The organism is Flavobacterium plurextorum, from assembly GCF_002217395.1.
Taxonomy (GTDB): Bacteria; Bacteroidota; Bacteroidia; order Flavobacteriales; family Flavobacteriaceae; genus Flavobacterium; species Flavobacterium plurextorum.
In genome coordinates, this window is the sequence record NZ_MUHD01000001.1 from 25,256 (window position 1) to 46,217 (window position 20,962).

12 protein-coding genes are annotated in these 20,962 nt (G+C 33.5%); 3 read left to right on the top strand and 9 right to left on the bottom strand.

What is annotated here, in order from left to right; genetic code table 11:
- Positions 1-373: 373 nt before the first annotated feature.
- The 3 genes from ilvN (at position 374) to B0A81_RS00060 (ending at position 2,814) form a co-directional block, all read left to right on the top strand.
- Positions 374-898, top strand: a complete 525-nt coding sequence (ilvN, locus tag B0A81_RS00050) for an acetolactate synthase small subunit (protein WP_089056101.1) — start codon at positions 374-376, stop codon at positions 896-898.
- 25 nt (positions 899-923) lie between these two features.
- Positions 924-2,216, top strand: a complete 1,293-nt coding sequence (ilvA, locus tag B0A81_RS00055; protein WP_089056157.1) for a threonine ammonia-lyase IlvA — start codon at positions 924-926, stop codon at positions 2,214-2,216.
- A gap of 94 nt (positions 2,217-2,310) precedes the next feature.
- Positions 2,311-2,814: a GNAT family N-acetyltransferase gene (locus tag B0A81_RS00060; protein ID WP_089056102.1), complete on the top strand. Its 504-nt coding sequence runs from the start codon at positions 2,311-2,313 to the stop codon at positions 2,812-2,814.
- Between the two features lie 120 nt (positions 2,815-2,934).
- Here the strand turns inward: B0A81_RS00060 and B0A81_RS00065 are convergent, their stop codons facing one another.
- From B0A81_RS00065 to B0A81_RS00105, 9 genes are all read right to left on the bottom strand, one after another.
- A complete protein-coding gene (locus tag B0A81_RS00065) occupies positions 2,935-4,758 on the bottom strand; it encodes an alkaline phosphatase (RefSeq protein ID WP_089056158.1) in 1,824 nt (607 codons plus the stop codon).
- Positions 4,759-4,997: 239 nt separating this feature from the next.
- Positions 4,998-6,533, bottom strand: coding sequence for a RagB/SusD family nutrient uptake outer membrane protein (locus tag B0A81_RS00070; protein ID WP_089056103.1), 1,536 nt, complete (start codon positions 6,531-6,533; stop codon positions 4,998-5,000).
- A 19-nt stretch (positions 6,534-6,552) separates the two neighbouring features.
- Positions 6,553-9,939 carry a SusC/RagA family TonB-linked outer membrane protein gene (locus B0A81_RS00075; RefSeq protein ID WP_089056104.1) on the bottom strand — a complete coding sequence of 1,129 codons (3,387 nt, stop codon included), beginning with the start codon at positions 9,937-9,939 and terminating at the stop codon, positions 6,553-6,555.
- Between the two features lie 83 nt (positions 9,940-10,022).
- Positions 10,023-10,946 (bottom strand): FecR family protein, encoded by a 924-nt coding sequence (locus B0A81_RS00080; protein ID WP_089056105.1) that lies wholly within the window; start codon positions 10,944-10,946, stop codon positions 10,023-10,025.
- A gap of 112 nt (positions 10,947-11,058) precedes the next feature.
- Positions 11,059-11,616: an RNA polymerase sigma-70 factor gene (locus B0A81_RS00085; RefSeq protein WP_089056159.1), complete on the bottom strand. Its 558-nt coding sequence runs from the start codon at positions 11,614-11,616 to the stop codon at positions 11,059-11,061.
- Between the two features lie 508 nt (positions 11,617-12,124).
- The gene (locus B0A81_RS00090) at positions 12,125-12,634 is read right to left on the bottom strand and encodes a hypothetical protein (protein WP_089056106.1); all 510 of its coding nucleotides are present in this window, start codon (positions 12,632-12,634) and stop codon (positions 12,125-12,127) included.
- A gap of 42 nt (positions 12,635-12,676) precedes the next feature.
- Positions 12,677-14,770: a hypothetical protein gene (locus B0A81_RS00095; RefSeq protein WP_089056107.1), complete on the bottom strand. Its 2,094-nt coding sequence runs from the start codon at positions 14,768-14,770 to the stop codon at positions 12,677-12,679.
- 221 nt (positions 14,771-14,991) lie between these two features.
- Complete coding sequence (locus B0A81_RS00100; protein WP_089056108.1) at positions 14,992-16,227, bottom strand: gliding motility-associated C-terminal domain-containing protein; 1,236 nt, start codon at positions 16,225-16,227, stop codon at positions 14,992-14,994.
- A gap of 104 nt (positions 16,228-16,331) precedes the next feature.
- Complete coding sequence (locus B0A81_RS00105; protein WP_123922142.1) at positions 16,332-20,912, bottom strand: beta strand repeat-containing protein; 4,581 nt, start codon at positions 20,910-20,912, stop codon at positions 16,332-16,334.
- Positions 20,913-20,962: the final 50 nt, after the last annotated feature.

The following is a 20,962-nucleotide window of genomic DNA, read 5'->3' on the forward strand; positions in this document are numbered from 1 at the left end:
CTACATTTGCGCTTTACAAATAAAAAATGAGCACGCAAACTAACATCTTTATTATTATCAATTCTATTATTATCATTTGATCGTAGTAAAGGGATTTTATATAAAGAAGTATATCATAATACAATTTTAAAACCTCCCTAAACCGGGAGGTTTTTTTATTTAAAACAAACATGAAAAATTTAACAGCAATAATTATTATCGCAATTATCATTATTTGTCTCTCATGACGAGTTAGGATTATATTGTGTAATACGAAACCTTTCTCCGTCAAACGAGAAAGGTTTTTTTTTGCGCTGAAAAGAAACAATTCCGAAGATCTTATAAAAAACTACCAAATAAAAATTCAACTAAATAAAACAGCAGCACAAACAAAATGGAAGAGAAATATACCTTGACAGTTTATACCGAAAATCAACTAGAGCTAATCAACAAAATTGCCATAATGTTTTTAAGAAAGAAAATTAATTTGGTGAACCTGAATATCTCAGAATGTGAAATTGATAAAATGCATCGGTTTACAATTGTTATTCGTGCAACCTCGGAAATCGTGCAAAACTTGGTACATCAAATAGAAAAAATCATCGATGTATTTAGATGTTACTGTAATACTGAAGAGGAAATTTTTTCTGCACAAACTGCATTGTACAAACTGCCAACAGATATGATGATAAACAATGAAAGTCTTGAGCTTTTATTTAAAAAATATAATGCCGCTTTTTTATCTATCGAAAAAAAATACACTGTATTTGAAGTTACGGCACAGGAAAATGAAATAGATAATTTAACGACTATTCTTAATCAATATGAACTTGTCGAATTTGTAAAAAGTTCAAAAATTGCTTTGATTAAAGGCAGCGAAGGATTTGCAAAGGAATTATCGGAGCTGGAAAACTACTAAGTTGAAAAAACAACACTACGCCAAGATGAATTTATTTAAAGAAATACAGCTCGCTCAGAAACAATTAGCTGCTGTAATTGTTCCTACTCCTTTATTAGAAAACTTAAGTCTCTCGAAGCATTATAATGCCGTTGTTATATTAAAACGTGAAGATCTTCAGGCAGGTTGTTCTTTTAAAATTAGAGGAGTTTATAATAAAATTAATTCTTTATCTATTACAGAGAAAGAGCGCGGAATTGTTTGTGCCAGCGACGGAAATCATGCACAGGGAGTTGCCTATTGCTGTGAGTTATTAAAAATAATGGGGAAAATATATCTGCCCAAAAATACCTCTAAACAAAAACTAGAACAAATTCAGAAATTTGGAAAAGAGTACATCAAAATAATCCTAACCGGCGATTATTTTGAAGAAGCTTATTCGATTGCTTTGGGAGATGCTTCGATACATCGCAAAGCCTTTATACATCCTTTTGACGATTTAAAAGTAATCGCTGGTCAAGCAACTGCGGGACTAGAAATTCTTGAGGAATATCAAAATCCTATTGATTATGTTTTTGTTCCTTTAGAAGGAAGTGGTTTAGCAGCAGGAATTTCATCAGCATTTAAAATGTTAAGTCCGAATACTAAAATTATTGGAGTCACAACTCAAGAAAATCCATCACTTGAAATTACAAATGAAAACGATCCTTCTTTTGATGCTCCAAAATCCTATTTAAATAATGCATCTATTAAAAAACAAGACGATCTGACTTCTAACATCTGTAAAGAAAACCTAGACGATGTGATAAAAATTTCAGAAGGAAAAATCTGTTCTACAATTTTAAAATTAGCCAATAATAAAGATACGAATATAGAACATGAAGGTGTATTAAGTATTGCTGCGTTAGATTTTTATGCTGACAAAATAAAAGGAAAAAACGTGGTTTGTATAATAAACGGCGGTTTAAAAAATATAGAAAAAGAGGCCGAGATAAAAGAACGCTCTTTATTATATGACGGTTTGGTACATTATTTTATGATTCAATCTCCACAGCGAAGCGAAATATTGAAGGATTTTATAAGTAACATCCTTGGTCCTGACGATGAAATTACACATTTTCAATTTGTTCAAAAAGAGAACTATGAAACACAATCTGTATTTATACGATTAGAAACAAAAGAACCAAATAATATTGAAGCAATAAAAACCAAAATGCAGGCGAAAGAATTTCAATTTCAAAACCTCAACGATCGAAATGATTTATTTAGTTCGAATATTAATTTGGAAAACATTTTATGGGAAGAAAAACAGGATAATACTGCTTCCTCTTATGTTTGAAGATTTATTTTAAATTTATACTTTCGTTTTTCTTTCCATAATCACATATATACAATCTCTAAAAATAGTAATTGAGTTTAAAGTAAAATAGATAATGATAGTTGTTGAGACCAAAAGAACCTGCATAAAACAAATTGAGCAAAATGATCTAGAAGCTTTGTATTCTATTTGCGGTAATAATGAATTAATGAAGTTTGTAGGAGACAGCAAACCTTTGTCAATAGAGCAGACACAAAAATGGATTGATGTATCTATTTCAAATTATAAATCGAAAGGTTTTGGTATGTATGGTGTCTTTTTTAAGGATAATAATCAATTTATTGGCTACTGTGGCTTAGTCCATTCAGAAGATGTAAATGATAATGAACTGGTTTACGCTTTAATGAAAGAATATTGGGGACTTGGTTTAGCTACAGAACTGGCAGATGCGATTATTAAATATGGCTTTGAAACTTTAAAACTTAAAACAATTTACGCATCTATAGATCCGGCAAACACAGCGTCAGAAAAAGTATTATTAAAAAGCGGATTCAAGGAAGTTTTTAAACAAAATGACGAATTTGGAATGGAAACCAGTTATTTTTTAATTCAATACTAATTAGATATTATTTGAAGATAAAATTGACCTTATCTCTATCAATAAAAAAACAAAAACCAGTGACGTAAAATTCACTGGTTTTATTTTTTATTAAACTATTCAAAACGAAGTTAGCAACATCTATTTGATACTTAGCGCTTTTATAATTCGGCTGTAAATTTCGGTATTTTGATAAACACCCATAAAATTTTGTGCTCCTGCACCGTATGCAAAAACTGGAACCGGAACTGCTGTATGATCATTTGTACTGAAACTTCCATGCACATAACCTTTCTCAATACTTCCGTCGATTAACGAAAGTCCGCCGGTTTCATGATCAGCTGTTACAATTAATAATGTTTCGGGATTATTATCTACAAATTCCATTGCCTGCCCTACTAATTTATCAAAATCAAGCATTTCGCGAACTACATATTCTACATTGTTTCTGTGTCCACCGTAATCAATCTGTGCACCTTCTGCCATTATAAAAAATGGATTTTTTGATTTTAATAACGTACTTGTAGCTTTTGCAAAAGATTTAGTCAGGAAATCTCCACGTCCGTCTTTCATAGAAACTACTGCAGCATCATCTAAAACAATAAATTTGCTGTTTTTAATTGTATCTAAACTGTTGAATTTATCTAAAAAAGTATATCCTCTTTCAGTCAATATTTTAGATAAATCTTTTCCATCCTTTCTAGATTTAAATTCATTTTTGCCGCCTCCAATTAAAATATCTGAAGGATTTGCTAAGAAATCATTTGCAATAGGTTCGTTGTAACTTCTTTCTGGCTGATGTGCATAAAATGCTGCCGGCGTTGCATCTGTAATATTTCCTGCAGAGATAACAGCCGTTTTATAATTTCTCGCTGCTAATTGCTGTGTGATTAATTCTAATGGTTTTCCGTTTTCATCAACACTTATAAATCTATTATTGGTTTTATGTCCCGTTGCCATTGCAGTTGCTCCTGCAGCCGAATCTGTAATGTAACTATTTGAAGCTTTGGTGATAGAAAGCCCTTGTATTGGAATATTAAAAAGACTTAACTGCCCTTTATTCGCTGTATAACCTGCATAAATTTGCGTCAAACCCATTCCGTCACCAATTAAAAGAATCACGTTTTTGGGTTTCTTTTTAGTAAAAGCCGAAGTGTTTTTAGGAACGTAAGCTTGGTGAAATTCCGTATTTTGATAAAATGTTGATTTAATGTTATTGATAAAATGCGTCAATTCTGAAACATTATCTGTACCAATAAAATCAACTTTTAAATTCATTAAAGTCATCCAAGTATTTACATTGTCCTGTGTTCCCCAGAATCTTATTTTTTTATTTTGGCTGTGTACTTTTTTTATTGTTGACTGAATTTTTTCTAAATCATCTTGTGTCAAAACACCTTTTCCATTCCAAACTGTGAACTCTTTCAAATCTTCACTGATCATTTCTACACGTGCCAATTGTTCGGCAGTATAATTTTCATTCAGTCTACCGTCAAAATAAATAAACTCTGGATAATTGGCATATTGTGATGGCAGCGGTCGGTTTCCTGAAATTACGACTTTTATATTTTTATTTGAAATGATTTCTGGAAAAGCCTTTAATTGCTGCACGATTAATTTTAAAGTCGAATCGGCATCAGATTTTATATCGATCATTAAAATTAATGGCATACCGCTTTGATAAACTTTCCCTTCTAAACTTTTTAATTTTGAAGATAACGGTTCTAGATATAAACTTTTAAGGGTATTGTGCATCACAATTTCTTTTGAAGTATGCGATACAAAGAGTTCATTGTTTACTAAAAAAACATCGGCTTCAATAACACCGGTTTCGTTAGAATACGCTCCATAAAATGGCAGTGCGCCGGCATAATCATTATGCGAATGTATGTTTGATGAACTGTATTCCTGTGCTTGAGCAAAGAGGAAAAAGGAAAGGCAAAAAAGGGTGAATATTTTTTTCATTGAAAATGTTTTTATTCCTTTAAAGTCGTAGGTAACTTTATTAGAAATTAAGTTGTTGTAATTTGAAAGCGCATTTTTTATATCTCCTGGGAATAACAAGTTTTACTTAAATACAAACCAGTCTCTTTGGGAAAAGACTGGTTTACACTATTTAAAATTTGATTGTACTTTTTTACAAACTGCAGACTACACAACAAGCCTGCAGTGTAAAAAAAAACTAATCAAAATGAAACTACTAATTACCAGCCTTGATTTTGGGTCAGTGCTCCTTTACTTACTGCGATTTCATCTGGCGGTATTGGCCAAACATGGTGTATCGCAGGATTAAAATTACGTGCAGGATAAATTACACTTCCGTTATAATGGTGCAGCGGTTTTGCATAAGTTTCTTTTGCATCGCCCCAACGTACTAAATCGAAATGACGATCTGTCCATTCTCCGGCTAATTCACAACGTCTTTCCCTTTTTAAGTCAACCATTGTAGCTCCAGCGATATCTCCAAGTCCCGCACGATGACGAATCAAATTGATTTCTGTATCTGCATTTTGACCTTTCATTAATTTGGCTTCTGCAAGCATTAAAAGTACATCTGCATATCGTAAAAGCGGAACGTTAAGTGCCGTTGAAGGTTTATCTCCATTTGCATTTACATAACGAATATCAATTCCGCCCGATGTCGTTTTTGGATAACTAAACGGCTCCATATATTTTTTAAACTGATAACCAGTTCTGTTACTAGAACTTACAATGTTTTTTCCTTCATTAAAAGTAACTACTTCTCCAAAATAAGTGAATTTATCTCCTTTTTGTAAAATAGTTGCACTGCGTCTTTTATCTGTTGGAACATAAGTATCAAACAATTCTTTTGTTGGATAAAAATTTCCCCATCCATTGTAAACTCCCCATCCTTTATCTTCCAAACAAACGCCTGGAAAAATAGAACCTAAAGAAGTATTTTCAGAACTTGAAGTCACTGACCAAATATATTCTGTAGACCAGTTATTTTTAATTTTAAATACATCTTCAAAATTATCAAGCAGTTTGTGTTTACCGCTTGCAACAATCATATTGGCATATTTTATAGCGTTATCCCAATCTTTTGCATACAAATACGTACGAACTAAATAACCCCAAGCTGCTGTTTTGTGTGCACGCCCATAATTGTCTGGTGTTAATTCATTAAAATAAGGCAATAAATCTGCCGCTTTTATAAGATCTGCTGCAATGTAAGCGTAGTTTTCGGCTACATTTTTAGCGCGCGGCACATATACGTTCGTTGGATTTTCTCGGTCCTGAATTGGTATTCCTGCACGATCATCTCCGTAATGATAAGCCAATTCTAAATGCATTACGGCATGATTGAAATAAGCTTCACCCAACATTCCGTTTTTTGTTTTCTCATCCAAAGCAATATTCGGAATATTACGAATTACATCGTTACAACGTTTCATAACTTCATAATGCAGTCTCCAGATATCTTTTGTGTCAGATTCCGCTCCATCAACAATAAAGTTTTTTATACGTTCTGCGTTTTGTCTTGGTTTTGTTCCTATATCATCACTGGCATTGTTAAGCCAGAAAAAACCACGACCGTACATATTATCATTAGAATACAAATCGTAAATCGCATTTACACCCGCTTTTGCATCTGCCGGAGTTTTCCAAAAATTTCCGCTTGACGGTGCTCCTTGCGGTACAAGATCAAGTTCGCTTTCGCAAGCTGAAGTGCTTACTAGCAGCACAAAACTTAATAATAAAAGACTTAAATTTTTCATTTTGTTATTTTTATTTTTTTTAAAAAGTAGCGTTTAGACCAGTCATGTAAATTCGAGAAAGTGGATATTTCCCTAAGTCCATTCCGAAATTTCTAAGTCCAACTTCTGGATCCATTCCTGAATAGTTTGTAATTGTAAATAAGTTTTGTCCTGAAACAAAGAATCTTAGTTTAGCTTTTCCGTTTAACCAATTTTCTTTGATTGTATAACCAATAGAAAGGTTTCTTAGTCTTAAGAAAGAAGCATCTTCAACATAAAAATCAGAAATACGACCGAAATTATTGTTATTGTCTGTCGATGACAATACTGGTATATTGGTGTCTGTATTAGTTGGTGACCAAGCATTTTTAGATTCCGCTAATAAATTGTAACCTGGGAAAGAACCGTTTAAACCTGTATGTTTTACAGCATTGAAAACACTATTTCCGGCAGCTCCGCTTAAAAAGATATTCATATCGAAACCTTTATATCTAAAGTTGGTGTTTAAACTGAAAGTAGTTTTAGGAAACGGACTTCCAAGCACTACTCTATCGCTGTTATTAATTACTCCGTCGCCGTTTACATCTTTAAATTTCATATCGCCGGCAACAGCATTTGGCTGATAAGCAACATTGTTAGAATTTACATACGCTTTTGCTTCGGCATTACTTTGAAATAATCCGTCCGTAGCATATCCGTAAAATGCACCAACCGGACTTCCTACTTGATAAATATTCGCCAAAGGCAAACTACGAACTCGGCTTAAGTTTAAAGGTTCCAGAGAAGTTAAATCATCTTTAATAGAAACAATTTTATTACTTAAAAATGCTGCATTTGCTGTAATATCAAATTTAAATTCTCCTCTTGTTTTTTGATAAGTCAAACTTGCTTCGATACCTTTGTTTTCAACATCTCCAGAGTTTACAATTCTTCCTAACGGAGTTCCTGAAACACCCGGCAGCTGATCGCGAACTAACATGTCTTTGTTTGTTTTTACGTAAGCATCAACAGATCCTAATAAGGTATTATTGAACATGGTGAAATCTAAACCTAAGTTGGTTTGCTCTGAGCTTTCCCATCTTAAATTTGGGTTTGATAATTCGCTTTCGGCATAACCGTAATTAATAGTTGGAGTTGCTCCTATTAAAGCTTGAGTCTGCGTTAAAGGCACACTAAACTGATATGGTCCAAGGTTTCCTAAATTTCCAATTTGTCCCCAGCTTGCACGTAATTTTAAGTTGCTCACAGTTGAACTGATACCTTTCATAAATCCTTCTTCAGATATTAACCATCCTGCAGAAACTGACGGATATACTTTCCAACGGTTTTCTGATAATAGTTTTGAAGTTCCGTCACGACGAACGATTCCTGAGATTAAGTATTTTTGATTGAAGTCGTAATTAATCCTTCCCACATAAGATGAGATAATTTCATCAGATAAACCTGCTCCCGTTTGTTGAATTAATTTTGCATTTAGCAAATAACGTTGTGATGGATCTTCGCTGTCAAAACCTGTTCCTTCAACGGTATAAAAATCTCTTTTTGTTTCTTGATACGTATATCCTGCTAAAGCTTTAAGATTGTGTTTTCCAAATGATTTTTCGTAAGAAACAGTTTGCTCACTTAGTAAATCAGTTGTCGTAGCTGCTTTTTTTGTCAAACGGTTAAAGTCGAAGATCTTTCCTGGTTCTGTAATTTTTGTCGAAAAATCAGTTGCGTTATCTTGAATTCTAGTATAACCCCAATTCGATTTAACTTTTAAACCTGGTACAATTTCCCATTCTGCATAAGGATTTATCAAAATTGTAGAAACAGGATTTCTGTTGTCTAGTCTTTTTAAATAAGCTACAGGGTTTATAACGTCTCCGTAAGAACCAATATATTTTTCTGGAACTCCTCCAAATTGTCCAGAACCGTCTTCCCTATAAATCGTTGCATTTGGCGGATAAAATACTGCTGCCAAAATAGCTCCTGTATAAGCATTTGCTGTATTAGCCGTTTGCCCATCTGTTAATGAATAGGATAAATTTTCTCCAATTGTAAAATTATCCGCCAGTTTAAAAGATGTATTTGCTCTAACAGTATAACGTTCTCCGTAGGTATTTAGTAAAACACCTTCATTTTTTCTATAACTTCCTGAAAGAAAGAAATTTGATTTTTCTGTTTTTCCATTGATAGAAAGTGACAGATCTTGAATTTCTCCTGTACGGAAAATTTCGTCCATCCAGTTTGTTTTTGTCGTCCTTGCTGTTGGTTCAAAAGCAGGATCAAAAGCAGGAATTCTAGGTAAACCAGCATTATCTCTAGCAGTATTCATAGCATCTGCATATTCTGCAGCATTTAAAACGTCCAGTTTTTTAGCCACATTCTGAAAACCTCCCTGATAATTTACATTCACATTAATACGATCTGAAATTCCTTTTTTAGAGGTAATTAAGATTACACCTCCAGATGCTCTTGCACCATAAATCGCTGCCGAAGCGGCATCTTTCAAAACACTGATCGAAGCAATATCATTTGGATTTAACGTATTTAATGATCCGCTGTAAATAATTCCGTCCAAAACAATTAAAGGAGTTTCAGCGTTCAAAGAACCAATTCCACGAATATTAATTGTTGGTGAAGCTGTTGGATCACCTCCATCATTAATAACGGTAACACCGGCAACAGTTCCTTGTAATAATTCAGCAGCATTATTGTACGTTCTGCTTGAAGTTTCTTTCATCGAAACTGAGCCTACTGCTCCAAGAACTTCTTTCTTTTTAACACTTCCATATCCCATTACAACTACTTCCTGAAGCTGTTTTACATCAGCCGCTAATTTTACTATAATGGTTTCACTTTTGGTTACTTTAACTTCTTTATTGATGTAACCAACGTATGAAAAGACTAATAAAGCTTCAGCTGCATTAATTTCCATTTTAAAAGTTCCGTCAAAATCTGTTGTTGCTGCTGCACTTGAATTTTTATCTTTAATTCCCACACCCGGTAATGGCATATTATCGTCTCCGCTGAAAACTGTTCCAGAAACAATAATTTTATTTTGATCTACAGCTGCCGTTTTTTGTGTTTTCTTGATAACAATATTGTTGTTTACAATTTCATATCTAAGTAAAAAATTACTGCAGATTTTATCTAATGCTTGCTCTAGTGTAACATTAGAAAGTTTTAAACTAATTTTTTGATTGGTATTAATTTGATTGCTTTCGTACATAAAATGTACATCGACTTGATTTTCAATTTTTTGAAAAACATTTTTTATACTTTCATTTTCTACCTTTAATGTTACTCTTTTATTTGTATTGTTATTGTCTGCATTTGCTGTAAAACCTGCAAAAAACAAGGCAATAAGCAGGATTGCTTTTAACCAAGCGGTTTTTATAATACTTTGAAACTTTACGACGCATCGCATTCGTTTTTCATTCATGACTTGTTGTTTTAGTTGTTTTTGGATTTTTTGTTTCTACGTAGTTTATTTTTAAATCTGATTATTAGTCAGACATTTTCTTTTTATTCGATCTTATATACTCCAGATTCTACTTTGTATTCGGCATTTATAATATTGCACACTAATGCCATTACTTCATTTGCTGAAAGCTCTTTGAAATAACCGTTTATCTTAAGTGTATTTAGATTCTTGTTTTTAACTTCTATCGGAATATTATAATTCCTATTTATGGTTGCAATAACTTCAGGTAAAGGCGTTTCTTCAAAAACCATTATGTTTTTTCGCCATAACGAAATCGTATTTACGGGCACATCTTTAAAAGCTTGCAGTTTGTTGCTTTTTGATTTAAAAATCCCTTTTTGTCCTGGAGTTACATAAACATTTTCATCTGTAATGGTCGATTTCACATTTACTCTTCCGGTTAAAACTGCAACTTCCTGCGTAGTGTGATCTGGATATGCTTGAACATTGAAACTGGTTCCGAGTACTTTTGTATCCATTTTATTAGTATGAATTATAAATGGATGTTCTTTGTCTTTTGCTACATCAAAAAAAGCTTCGCCTGTTAAGTAAACTTCACGTGTGTCTCCATTAAATTCTGTTGGATATTTTAAGAGACTTCCTGCATTCAGCCATATTTGAGTTCCGTCTGCCAAAGTTATTTTAGCACGTTCACCCAACTTTGTAGCATATTGTTTGGTTTCTCCGTTTGATTTTGAGGTGTAATAAAAAAAACTAGATATACTTATTAATAAGGTTAATGACGCTGCAATTGCCCAGTTTCTATTTTGAAGTGAAATTACTTTTGGCGTTTTCTTAATTTGTCTTAATTCTCTTTTTAACTTAGAACGATCTGATACAATAAGTTCATTTTCTTCAGATAAATTCTCTGGATGGTCGTACCAATTGTTCCATAATTCCTCTCCTTTTATAGATGGTTTTCCTTTTAAAAACTGTTTTATATCTTGATGTAATTTTTCAGGCATTATAATGTCTTTGTCTCTTTAATAGTATGTCTTTGAAATAGAAATTTCGGGTAGGCGCTTTAGGTTACGCTTCTGTTAAGAAAATCTAAGTTTGTTAATGGTTAGAAAATCTTCAGTTGAACTCTCCTAAATAGGAACGCATGAATTTCAATGCATACGTAATATGATATTTTACGGTATCAATCGACACGTTGAGTTCGTCGGCAATTTCTTTGTTGGAATAGTTTTTTATTCGGCTTAGAATAAAAACTTCTTTAGATTTTTTTGGAAGCAGTGCTGCGGCTTTATCTACTGCTTGCTGTAATTCGTCGTAGTAAATCGAATCTTCAGTTGTATTGTTACTGTTGTACAAATTGGCACTGCTGTCTACAACTTCTTTTATATATTGATCTGTTATAGTATGCGATTTTATATAATCTAAAGTCATGTATCGAACTGAAGTATAGATATATGCTGCAAATTTCTTTTGAATCAATAAGGTTTTGCGACGCTCCCAAATAGTGGTAAAAACTTCTTGAACGATTTCTTCTGAAATAGGGATTGATTTCATTCTGATATAAACAAACCGAACCAGTAAATCGCGATATCGAAAATACAATTCATCAAACGCTTTGTCTTTTCCTTGTTTCAATAAATCAACAAGTTCTTCATCAGTAAACTTTTTATACATAACCATTCGTTTTTGCATTATCAGCCAAATAAAAATGGTTTCTACAGACGCTAAACTGAATTGTTTTTTGGAGAAGTATTCCAATTTTTAAAAATGACATATACTACAGTATTTTGTTTTATAATATGTCTGTAAAATTAGAAACGAGGGTAGGTCGACAAGGTTACGGTTATATTAATAAAACAACCTGATTATAAAACATTGTATTAACATTTGATATTCTAAATGTTAGTTGATGAAGAAATGGAAAATATAAAGATGCCGCATTTTTCCAAAAAAAAAGTATTGTCTTACAAGACAATACTGTATTAGGTTACTTTAGATAAAACAAAAAAGAAGATTGTGCTTTAATCTTCATTAAATTACTGAAATTCACTTGTATATTCAGAATTCATATAACAAAAAATTCCCCTAAGATTAGGGGAATTTTTACTATTTAAATTGACTTTTTTATGGATAAAATTATAGTGCAAAAATTACAACAAGTGCTATATAATTTTATTCTTTTCTATTTCCAGAATGTCCATTCGGTTCCATTATAGATGCAAACCATCTTTTTTACGGTATCATAACAAATAGTGCCCGTCATTGGTTTTACAATATTAAGATGCGGCGAAACTATTCTAGGCAGAATCAAAGCTTTATCTGCCGATTCTAAAACTAGAACTCCGTCAACACTGCTGCTTTCTGCTCCAATAACGGTTCCTTTTGTTGCTGCTTCGGGCACTGACGCTTGTATAGACAAATCGACTGCTCCTGCGCGTTTTGATAAATCAACCCATGCTGTATCATTATAATAAACGACTTTTTTTAGGTTGGCATCAAACAACATTACACCGCCTGTTAAGGCTTTACCAGTTGGTAATGTTGTTACCCATGGCAATACAATACCTGCTTTATCGCCCACATTGAAATCAACTATTCCTGAACCTTGCGGCGTTGTTTTTCCAATAACGGCCTGCGCATTTACGGTTAATCCTATCAAAAACGCACCGATTATATACTTGATTTTTTTCATAATTATTTTTCTTTATTATTCTTAAGAATCAAAATCTATTTTTTAATCTGGACAAGTTTGTTGTGACATTGCTTTCCAAGATGTGCCATTGTATAGTTTAATAACTTTGTTTACGGTATCGTAAACAATCATTCCTTCTACAGGAGATGTAATTGCAGTTTCTGGAGAGGCTATTCTCGTTAATACTAAACCTTTTTCTTTTGATTCTAATATTAAACTTCCTGTTCTTGAATCGGCATAATTACGAGGCGTATCAACTCTGTCCAATGTTGATATAATTGTTTTAATAGGAAGTACTGTTCCTGTAGTAACGGCAGGTTTATAACAAACGGCGCAAGATGCATCAAACGAAACGGTAAGACTTGCACTTGGAGAAGAACAACCGTAAAGCTCTGAATAAAATGATACTGTATATAATCCCGCTGTACTCACATTTGTAGGATCTGCAACTAATACTCCTGACCCATTTTTCCATTGTATCTCTACGCCCAAAGGAGGCTGCGAAGTTAAATAACTGTTTAAATCAAATGTAGTTCCTAAACAGGGTTTAGCGGTTGCAGTGCTCAAAACTGGTGCATCGTCCCCTGCTTCACAGGCAAAAATTAGAGCATTTTCACTATTAAAAGTACCAGGAGTTGTACCAAAATCTATCGAAATACCAATACCATTATCAGTACCAGCAGCAGGATTAATCAAATTACCAAAAGCCATATAAGCAGCTGTCGATCTATTCAAATTGCCATTAAGAAGAGTATAAGCTGCGGAAAAATATCCTGACCATGCTACACCGCTTTTGTATTGAAAGGCTTCATACGAAGACGATGCTTGTTTAAACACACCCATTACATAATTCGGAGCCGTTCCTCTAACAAATCCTGGCCCATTATCTCCACCACTTAAATAGGTATCCCATCCGTGCGCCAATTGCACTTTATCAGTGTTACCAGGTGGTATGGTAACTATGTAATCAATAGTAACAGATGGTTCAGGATAATTATAAGTATATTTTACATCCAGTAAATAGGTCAATCCATTTTTTTCTGCCTTCATTTTAATGGTATTCTCAAAATGTCCGGGAGGTGATTCTATAAGCGACTGCTGTGTACTTGTAATAGGAACAAGGCTTTTATCCCCTACAGATCCTGTAGGACTCAAAGTACCACTTTTGAAAATATCCCTGCCAATAGAAAGCGCCAAACCATGTGTACTTCCAGGTATATCAAATGGTTTTGTTGTACCTTCTATTAAACTTTTAGCAGAACTATAAATTTGGTAAGTATTCTTTCTCATGATCTGCATATTCCCTGCTCCAGAAATATTAAGTCTAATACCATCGCTGGCATTTTTGCCTCCAGGAGCATTAATAACTGTTTGTCCATAATAACCTATAATGGTACTTTTATTTATAAAACGATACAACTGTCCGCTTGCTGGACGAGAAATAATAGGCTTTACAAAGGTTTGTGATGTTCCTGGATTTGTTCCCGGATCTGTGAGCCATAATTGTGCCGCTGTTTCGCCATATATATCTTCTTTACCAAAATAAAGTCCAATAGCAGCAACAGGAAGATTAGGAAGATTTGCACCTTGCTCATATATATACTCAATATTATTAGTCCCTTCGTACAATTTTACTTGAAAGCTTATTACATTAGGGTTACTATTGTAACTCCATTTCCAGCTTTTCCATTCTGCCGTAAGCACTCGATTAGGTGCAGCACCACTCGTTTGATAGGAAAAAGTTCCTCCCACCCCGCTTAAATCCGCTGCTAAGGGAGCTAAAACAAGCGCATTTCCTGTTGGTGCAACGGTAAATGCCTTTGTAACACCAGCCTTAAACGTAATATGACCGTTTGAACTAGCATAAAAGGTTGTATGATCCTCACGACCAGTATTGAACGTAAAACCTATAGGCAATGCTGTACTCACACCTTCATCAGCATTAACAGCAACTACTTTCGTACCTCCAACTAATGGCACAAATACACTGTTTTCAGCCTGCATTGTTAAATCACTTGTTATACGTGCCATTTGCTGTTCCTGAGCTGTAATCTTTGCAGGAAACGATAACAAAAGAGTAAAGAGTATAAAAAAACAAAATCCAATTGCATTGCTTTTGTTAACATTTTGTATCATATAAAAATATTTAAATAATTCATACTTTGCTCATTCTATTTAATCCTATCTAGAATTATCTTATAGTTCTCTAGCTTAATACGGATTTAAATATGGGCAAATTTACTGTGGCTGTGTTCTTTGAAACTGCCATTTAAAATCATAAAATCAATACATAAAGACACAACCCTTTATAAATCAAAGGCGTATTTATATTTTTAAAGTATTAAAACCAACAATGATTAATTGTTGTTGATATATAAATATCCTGCTTTGTCTTTGTAGTCACCATTGTTGGTTTTATATTTAAGGACATAAAAATAAGTTCCTGTTGGCAGCCCTTCATTTTTAGCTGTGGTAACTCTTCCTTCAGATATTCCTCTAAACCAATTGCCATTGGCGCCGTAATTTGTAGTTTCGAATACTTTTACTCCATAACGATTAAAGATTTGTACAGAGTTATCAGGGAAATTTTCCAGTCCTTCAATGTTGAAATAATCATTTTTTCCGTCTCCATTAGGCGATATTGCGTTATAAACAATTACATCAGTTGTTGCAACTGTGGTTTTTACTTTTCCAAGTGTAAAAATTCCTGTTTTATTTATGGCTGCGGTAACAGTTTCGTTTTGATTATCAACGGCAGATGTATAGTGCACCCATTTTGCTTGTGCTTCATCCCAGTTTACAATAGCCAGCGTATATCCAGAATCTTCTCTGGTTAATTCGTTTGGTGTTGTATTATTGCTCCATTTTAATGTTAAAGCTAAATCTATTACAGCTTGATTACTTTCAACCTTCCAATATTCATTGGGATTAATCAAAGTTATCAACTCCTCTTTTTGCATACGAGGACGCAATTCGTTTGAATTTTCGAAAACATATTTACTTTTAAAGAAGTCTTTGGAAATGCTGTTTTGACTGAAAGCAGATGGCCTGAAATAACCTCCATCTCCTATGGGAAATTGAAATTCATTTTTCCCAATATAGTCCACATAACCATCAACATAACTATCATCATTTGTGTTTTTATGAACTGCATTTGCTTCAAAAATGACTATCCCTCCAGAATCTTTATTAGAAACTACTCCTTTGTAAAAATCAGAAACGCCATGAATACTAATTTCTGTCGACAATAAAAACGCAGGCTGAACCATTCGATTTTCAAACCTAACATTATTGAATTCACTTAACTCACTGCCCGAAATGACCTGAGCTCCAGCCGAACCTTTAAAATAAGTTAATCCAGAAGTTTCTTTTGGATTAAAGGTTACTAATCCGTCATTATTATAGCTTGAATAAATCGTAAATTGTCCATCATTGATAAAATCTCCTGTTGGTTTGTTATCAAAATCTGCCACTGTAGCAAGCTCAGTTCCCGGCAAAATTGACATTTCTCCTATATTTGTGGTTTGTGCGCTAAGTTTACCAATAATAAAAAATAATACTGTAGCAGCTATTTTAAAAATAACTTTGGTCATACTTTTTAATTTAAAGTGTTAATCTTAAATGTGACAAATTATACTAAAAACGATATAAAACACCTCAGTTATTCTATTCATAAAAGAGGTGTTTATTCTTTGTTTTAGTTTGAACTCACAGGAGCTGGATTGCTTGAAGTTGTGTTTTCTTCGATTAATTTTTCTAATCTTTCCAAACGCTCGTTCATTTTTGCAATCTCTTTGTCTTTTGCAATAATTGCATTGTTTTGCTCAATTATATGCAAGTAGATCTCTTCTGTTTTTTCCAATAATTGGATTGATAATTCAGACATATTGAATGAATATCCTTCAGAAGTTCTTTCCAATTCGTTGATCGGCGTAATCCCAGGAAGGTGCTTATGAGTTTTAATATACTGCTCGATTTCTGCTAATCCTTTAAATTTATAATCTGCTTTAATATCAGAGTATCCTTGGAAGTAATCTTCAAAAACGTAATCGGCATATGTACTATTAACTGTTGTAATAGAACCATTTATTCTCAGTTTTTCACCCGCTTTACCAGATGGAGTATCAAACCCGATACCTACCCAGCCTTGTGTATAAATATTCTCTGTATTTGTAGTTGCTCCCGCTTTTGTAGTTGAACTAAACCAAGGCTCTTTTACGGCAGCGCTCAAATTAACTGATGTTACAAAATTATTCTCATCTTTATAATCTAATGTACCAGTTGTACCATTTACAGCAAGTGACGTCAGAGTTTGCGCATCTCCTACCATATCAACAAGATTAATTACTGTTGCTGGACCACTTTCGGCTTGGTAGCTTAATTTTTTTCCTGCAGCATCATAAGCAAGTGATGTCAATGTTTCGTTTGATCCTACGAATTGTGTAAGTTCTGTTGCGAACTTAGAATCGTTTATAATTGTGCTTGCATTGTTGATTACATCCGCTACAACATCGATTGTAGTTTGTGTATCATTTTCACTCTTATAAACATATTTACCGTCGTTGGCAGCATTTTTATCTAATGTTGTCAGTGTTTCTGCATCTCCAACCATATCAACAAGTTTAATTACGGTTGCAGCTCCGCTTTCTGGCTGAAAGGTTAATGTTTTTCCTGTTGCATCATAAGCAAGTGATGTCAATGTTTCGTTTGAACCTACAAATTGTGTAAGTTCTGTTGCGAACTTAGAATCGTTTATAATTGTGCTTGCATTGTTGATTACATCCGCTACAACATCGATTGTAGTTTGTGTATCATTTTCACTCTTATAAACATATTTACCGTCGTTGGCAGCATTTTTATCTAATGTTGTCAGCGTTTCTGCATCTCCTACTAAATCAACAAGTTTAATCACTGTTGCAGCTCCGCTTTCCGGCTGATAGGTTAATGTTTTTCCTGTTGCATCATACGCAAGTGATGTCAATGTTTCGTTTGAACCTACGAATTGTGTAAGTTCTGTTGCGAACTTAGAATCGTTTATAATTGTGCTTGCATTGTTGATTACATCTGCTACAACATCGATTGTAGTTTGTGTATCATTTTCACTCTTATAAACATATTTACCGTCGTTGGCAGCATTTTTATCTAATGTTGTCAGCGTTTCTGCATCTCCAACCATATCAACAAGTTTAATTACGGTTGCAGCTCCGCTTTCCGGCTGATAGGTTAATGTTTTTCCTGTCGCATCATAAGCAAGTGATGTCAATGTTTCGTTTCCTTTTACAATTTCACTGATGTTCACTGTTTGTGTAACTCCCGATGCATCTGCATATGTAAATTCGTTAGTTGTAGAATTAAACGATACTGTACCTTCTGACTTAGTAACAAAATTATTTAGAACATTCGTTACTGCTGGATTGTTTATGATGGTTTCAAAATTACTTGCAACATCGCCTACTACATTAATAGTAACATTGTCTCCTGCCTCATTTGCATAAGTATAACTTCCGTTATTATTGTTTGTTATTGTAGTAACAGTTTCTTTTGCATCTACAAATTGAGTCAGCTCAGTTACAAACTTAGGATCGCTTAAGATTGTGCTTGAGTTATTGATTACATCTGCTACAACATCGATTGCTGTCTCTGCACTATCTTCATTTTTATAAACATACTTTCCGTCATTAGCAGCATTTTTTACTAATGTTGTAATCGTTTCGTTTCCTTTTACAATTTCACTGATGTTCACTGTTTGTGTAACTCCTGATGCATCTGTATATGTAAATTCGTTGGTTGTAGAATTAAACGATACTGTACCTTCAGACTTAGTAACAAAATTGTTCAAAACATTCGTTACTGCTGGATTGTTTATGATGGTTTCAAAATTACTTGCAACATCACCTACTACATTAATAGTAACATTGTCACCTGCCTCATTTGCATAAGTATAACTTCCGTTATTATTGTTTGTTATTGTAGTAACAGTTTCTTTTGCATCTACAAATTGAGTCAGCTCAGTTACAAACTTAGGATCGCTTAAGATTGTACTTGCATTGTTGATTACATCTGCTACTACATCAATTGTAGTTTGTGTATCATTTTCGCTCTTATAAACATACTTTCCGTCGTTTGCAGCATTTTTATCTAATGTTGTTAGCGTTTCTGCATCTCCAACCATATCAACAAGTTTAATTACTGTTGCAGCTCCGCTTTCCGGCTGATAGGTTAATGTTTTTCCTGTAGCATCATAAGCAAGTGATGTCAAAGTTTCGTTTCCTTTTACAATTTCACTGATGTTCACTGTTTGTGTAACTCCTGATCCATCTGTATATGTAAATTCATTAGTTGTAGAATTGAACGATACTGTACCTTCTGACTTAGTAACAAAATTGTTTAGAACATTCGTTACTGCCGGATTGTTTATGATGGTTTCAAAATTACTTGCAACATCACCTAGTACATTAATAGTAACATTGTCTCCTGCCTCATTTGCATAAGTATAACTTCCGTTATTATTATTTGTTATTGTAGTAACAGTTTCTTTTGCATCTACAAATTGAGTCAGCTCAGTTACAAATTTAGGATCGCTTAAGATTGTGCTTGCATTGTTGATTACATCCGCTACAACATCAATTGCTGTCTCTGCACTATCTTCATTTTTATAAACATACTTTCCGTCATTAGCAGCATTTTTTACTAATGTTGTAATCGTTTCGTTTCCTTTTACAATTTCACTGATGTTCACTGTTTGTGTAACTCCTGATGCATCTGTATATGTAAATTCGTTGGTTGTAGAATTAAACGACACTGTACCTTCAGACTTAGTAACAAAATTGTTCAAAACATTCGTTACTGCTGGATTGTTTATGATGGTTTCAAAATTACTTGCAACATCACCTAGTACATTAATAGTAACATTGTCTCCTGCCTCATTTGCATAAGTATAGCTTCCGTTATTATTGTTTGTTATTGTAGTAACAGTTTCTTTTGCATCTACAAATTGAGTCAGCTCAGTTACAAACTTAGGATCGCTTAAGATTGTGCTAGAGTTATTGATTACATCGGCTACAACATCGATTGCTGTCTCTGCACTATCTTCATTTTTATAAACATACTTTCCATCATTAGCAGCATTTTTTACTAATGTTGTAATCGTTTCGTTTCCTTTTACGATTTCACTGATGTTCACTGTTTGTGTAACTCCTGATGCATCTGTATACGTAAATTCGTTAGTCGTAGAATTGAACGACACTGTACCTTCAGACTTAGTAACAAAATTGTTTAGAACATTCGTTACTGCCGGATTGTTTATGATGGTTTCAAAATTACTTGCAACATCACCTACTACATTAATAGTAACATTGTCTCCTGCCTCATTTGCATAAGTATAGCTTCCGTTATTATTGTTTGTTATTGTAGTAACAGTTTCTTTTGCATCTACAAATTGAGTCAGCTCAGTTACAAACTTAGGATCGCTTAAGATTGTGCTAGAGTTATTGATTACATCGGCTACAACATCGATTGCTGTCTCTGCACTATCTTCATTTTTATAAACATACTTTCCGTCATTAGCCGCATTTTTTACTAATGTTGTAATCGTTTCGTTTCCTTTTACAATTTCACTGATGTTCACTGTTTGTGTAACTCCTGATGCATCTGTAAATGTAAATTCGTTAGTTGTAGAATTAAACGATACTGTACCTTCAGACTTAGTAACAAAAGTGTTCAAAACATTCGTTACCGCAGGATTGTTTATGATTGTTTCAAAATTACTTGCAACATCGCCTACTACATTAATGGTTACTGGATTTTCTCCTGTCTCATTTAGGTAAGTATATGTACCATCATTATTGTTGGTTAAAGTTGTAATTGTTTCGTGTTTTTTTACGGAACTTCCAAAATCCAACGGTTGATTAGCGCCTGAATCATCTACAAACACAAACTCTTTTGTTACTGCATTATAAATAACAGTTCCTTTGTTAGATTCAACTTCACCGGCAATAACAATTCTATTCCATTTGTTATCATACCAATAGTAATATCCTGGTTTAATATCTGCAGCTGTGGCAGTATTAAATACTAATAAACTATTTACATTGCCATTTGCAATTGTACTAGCATCTGTTGAATTCTTTAGTGGAATTCTAGGAATCAATATACCTTTATCATTTGCCACAACTTCTAATTGAGTAGAAGGATTTGGCATCGTAGTTCCAATACCCACCTGGGAATAAGCTGAATAACTAGCTAGGATAAAAAATAATGGAAGTAATTTATTCTTCATAAGATTTAATAATTATGAGTTATCTTTTTATTTGTAACCTTTATTCTAAA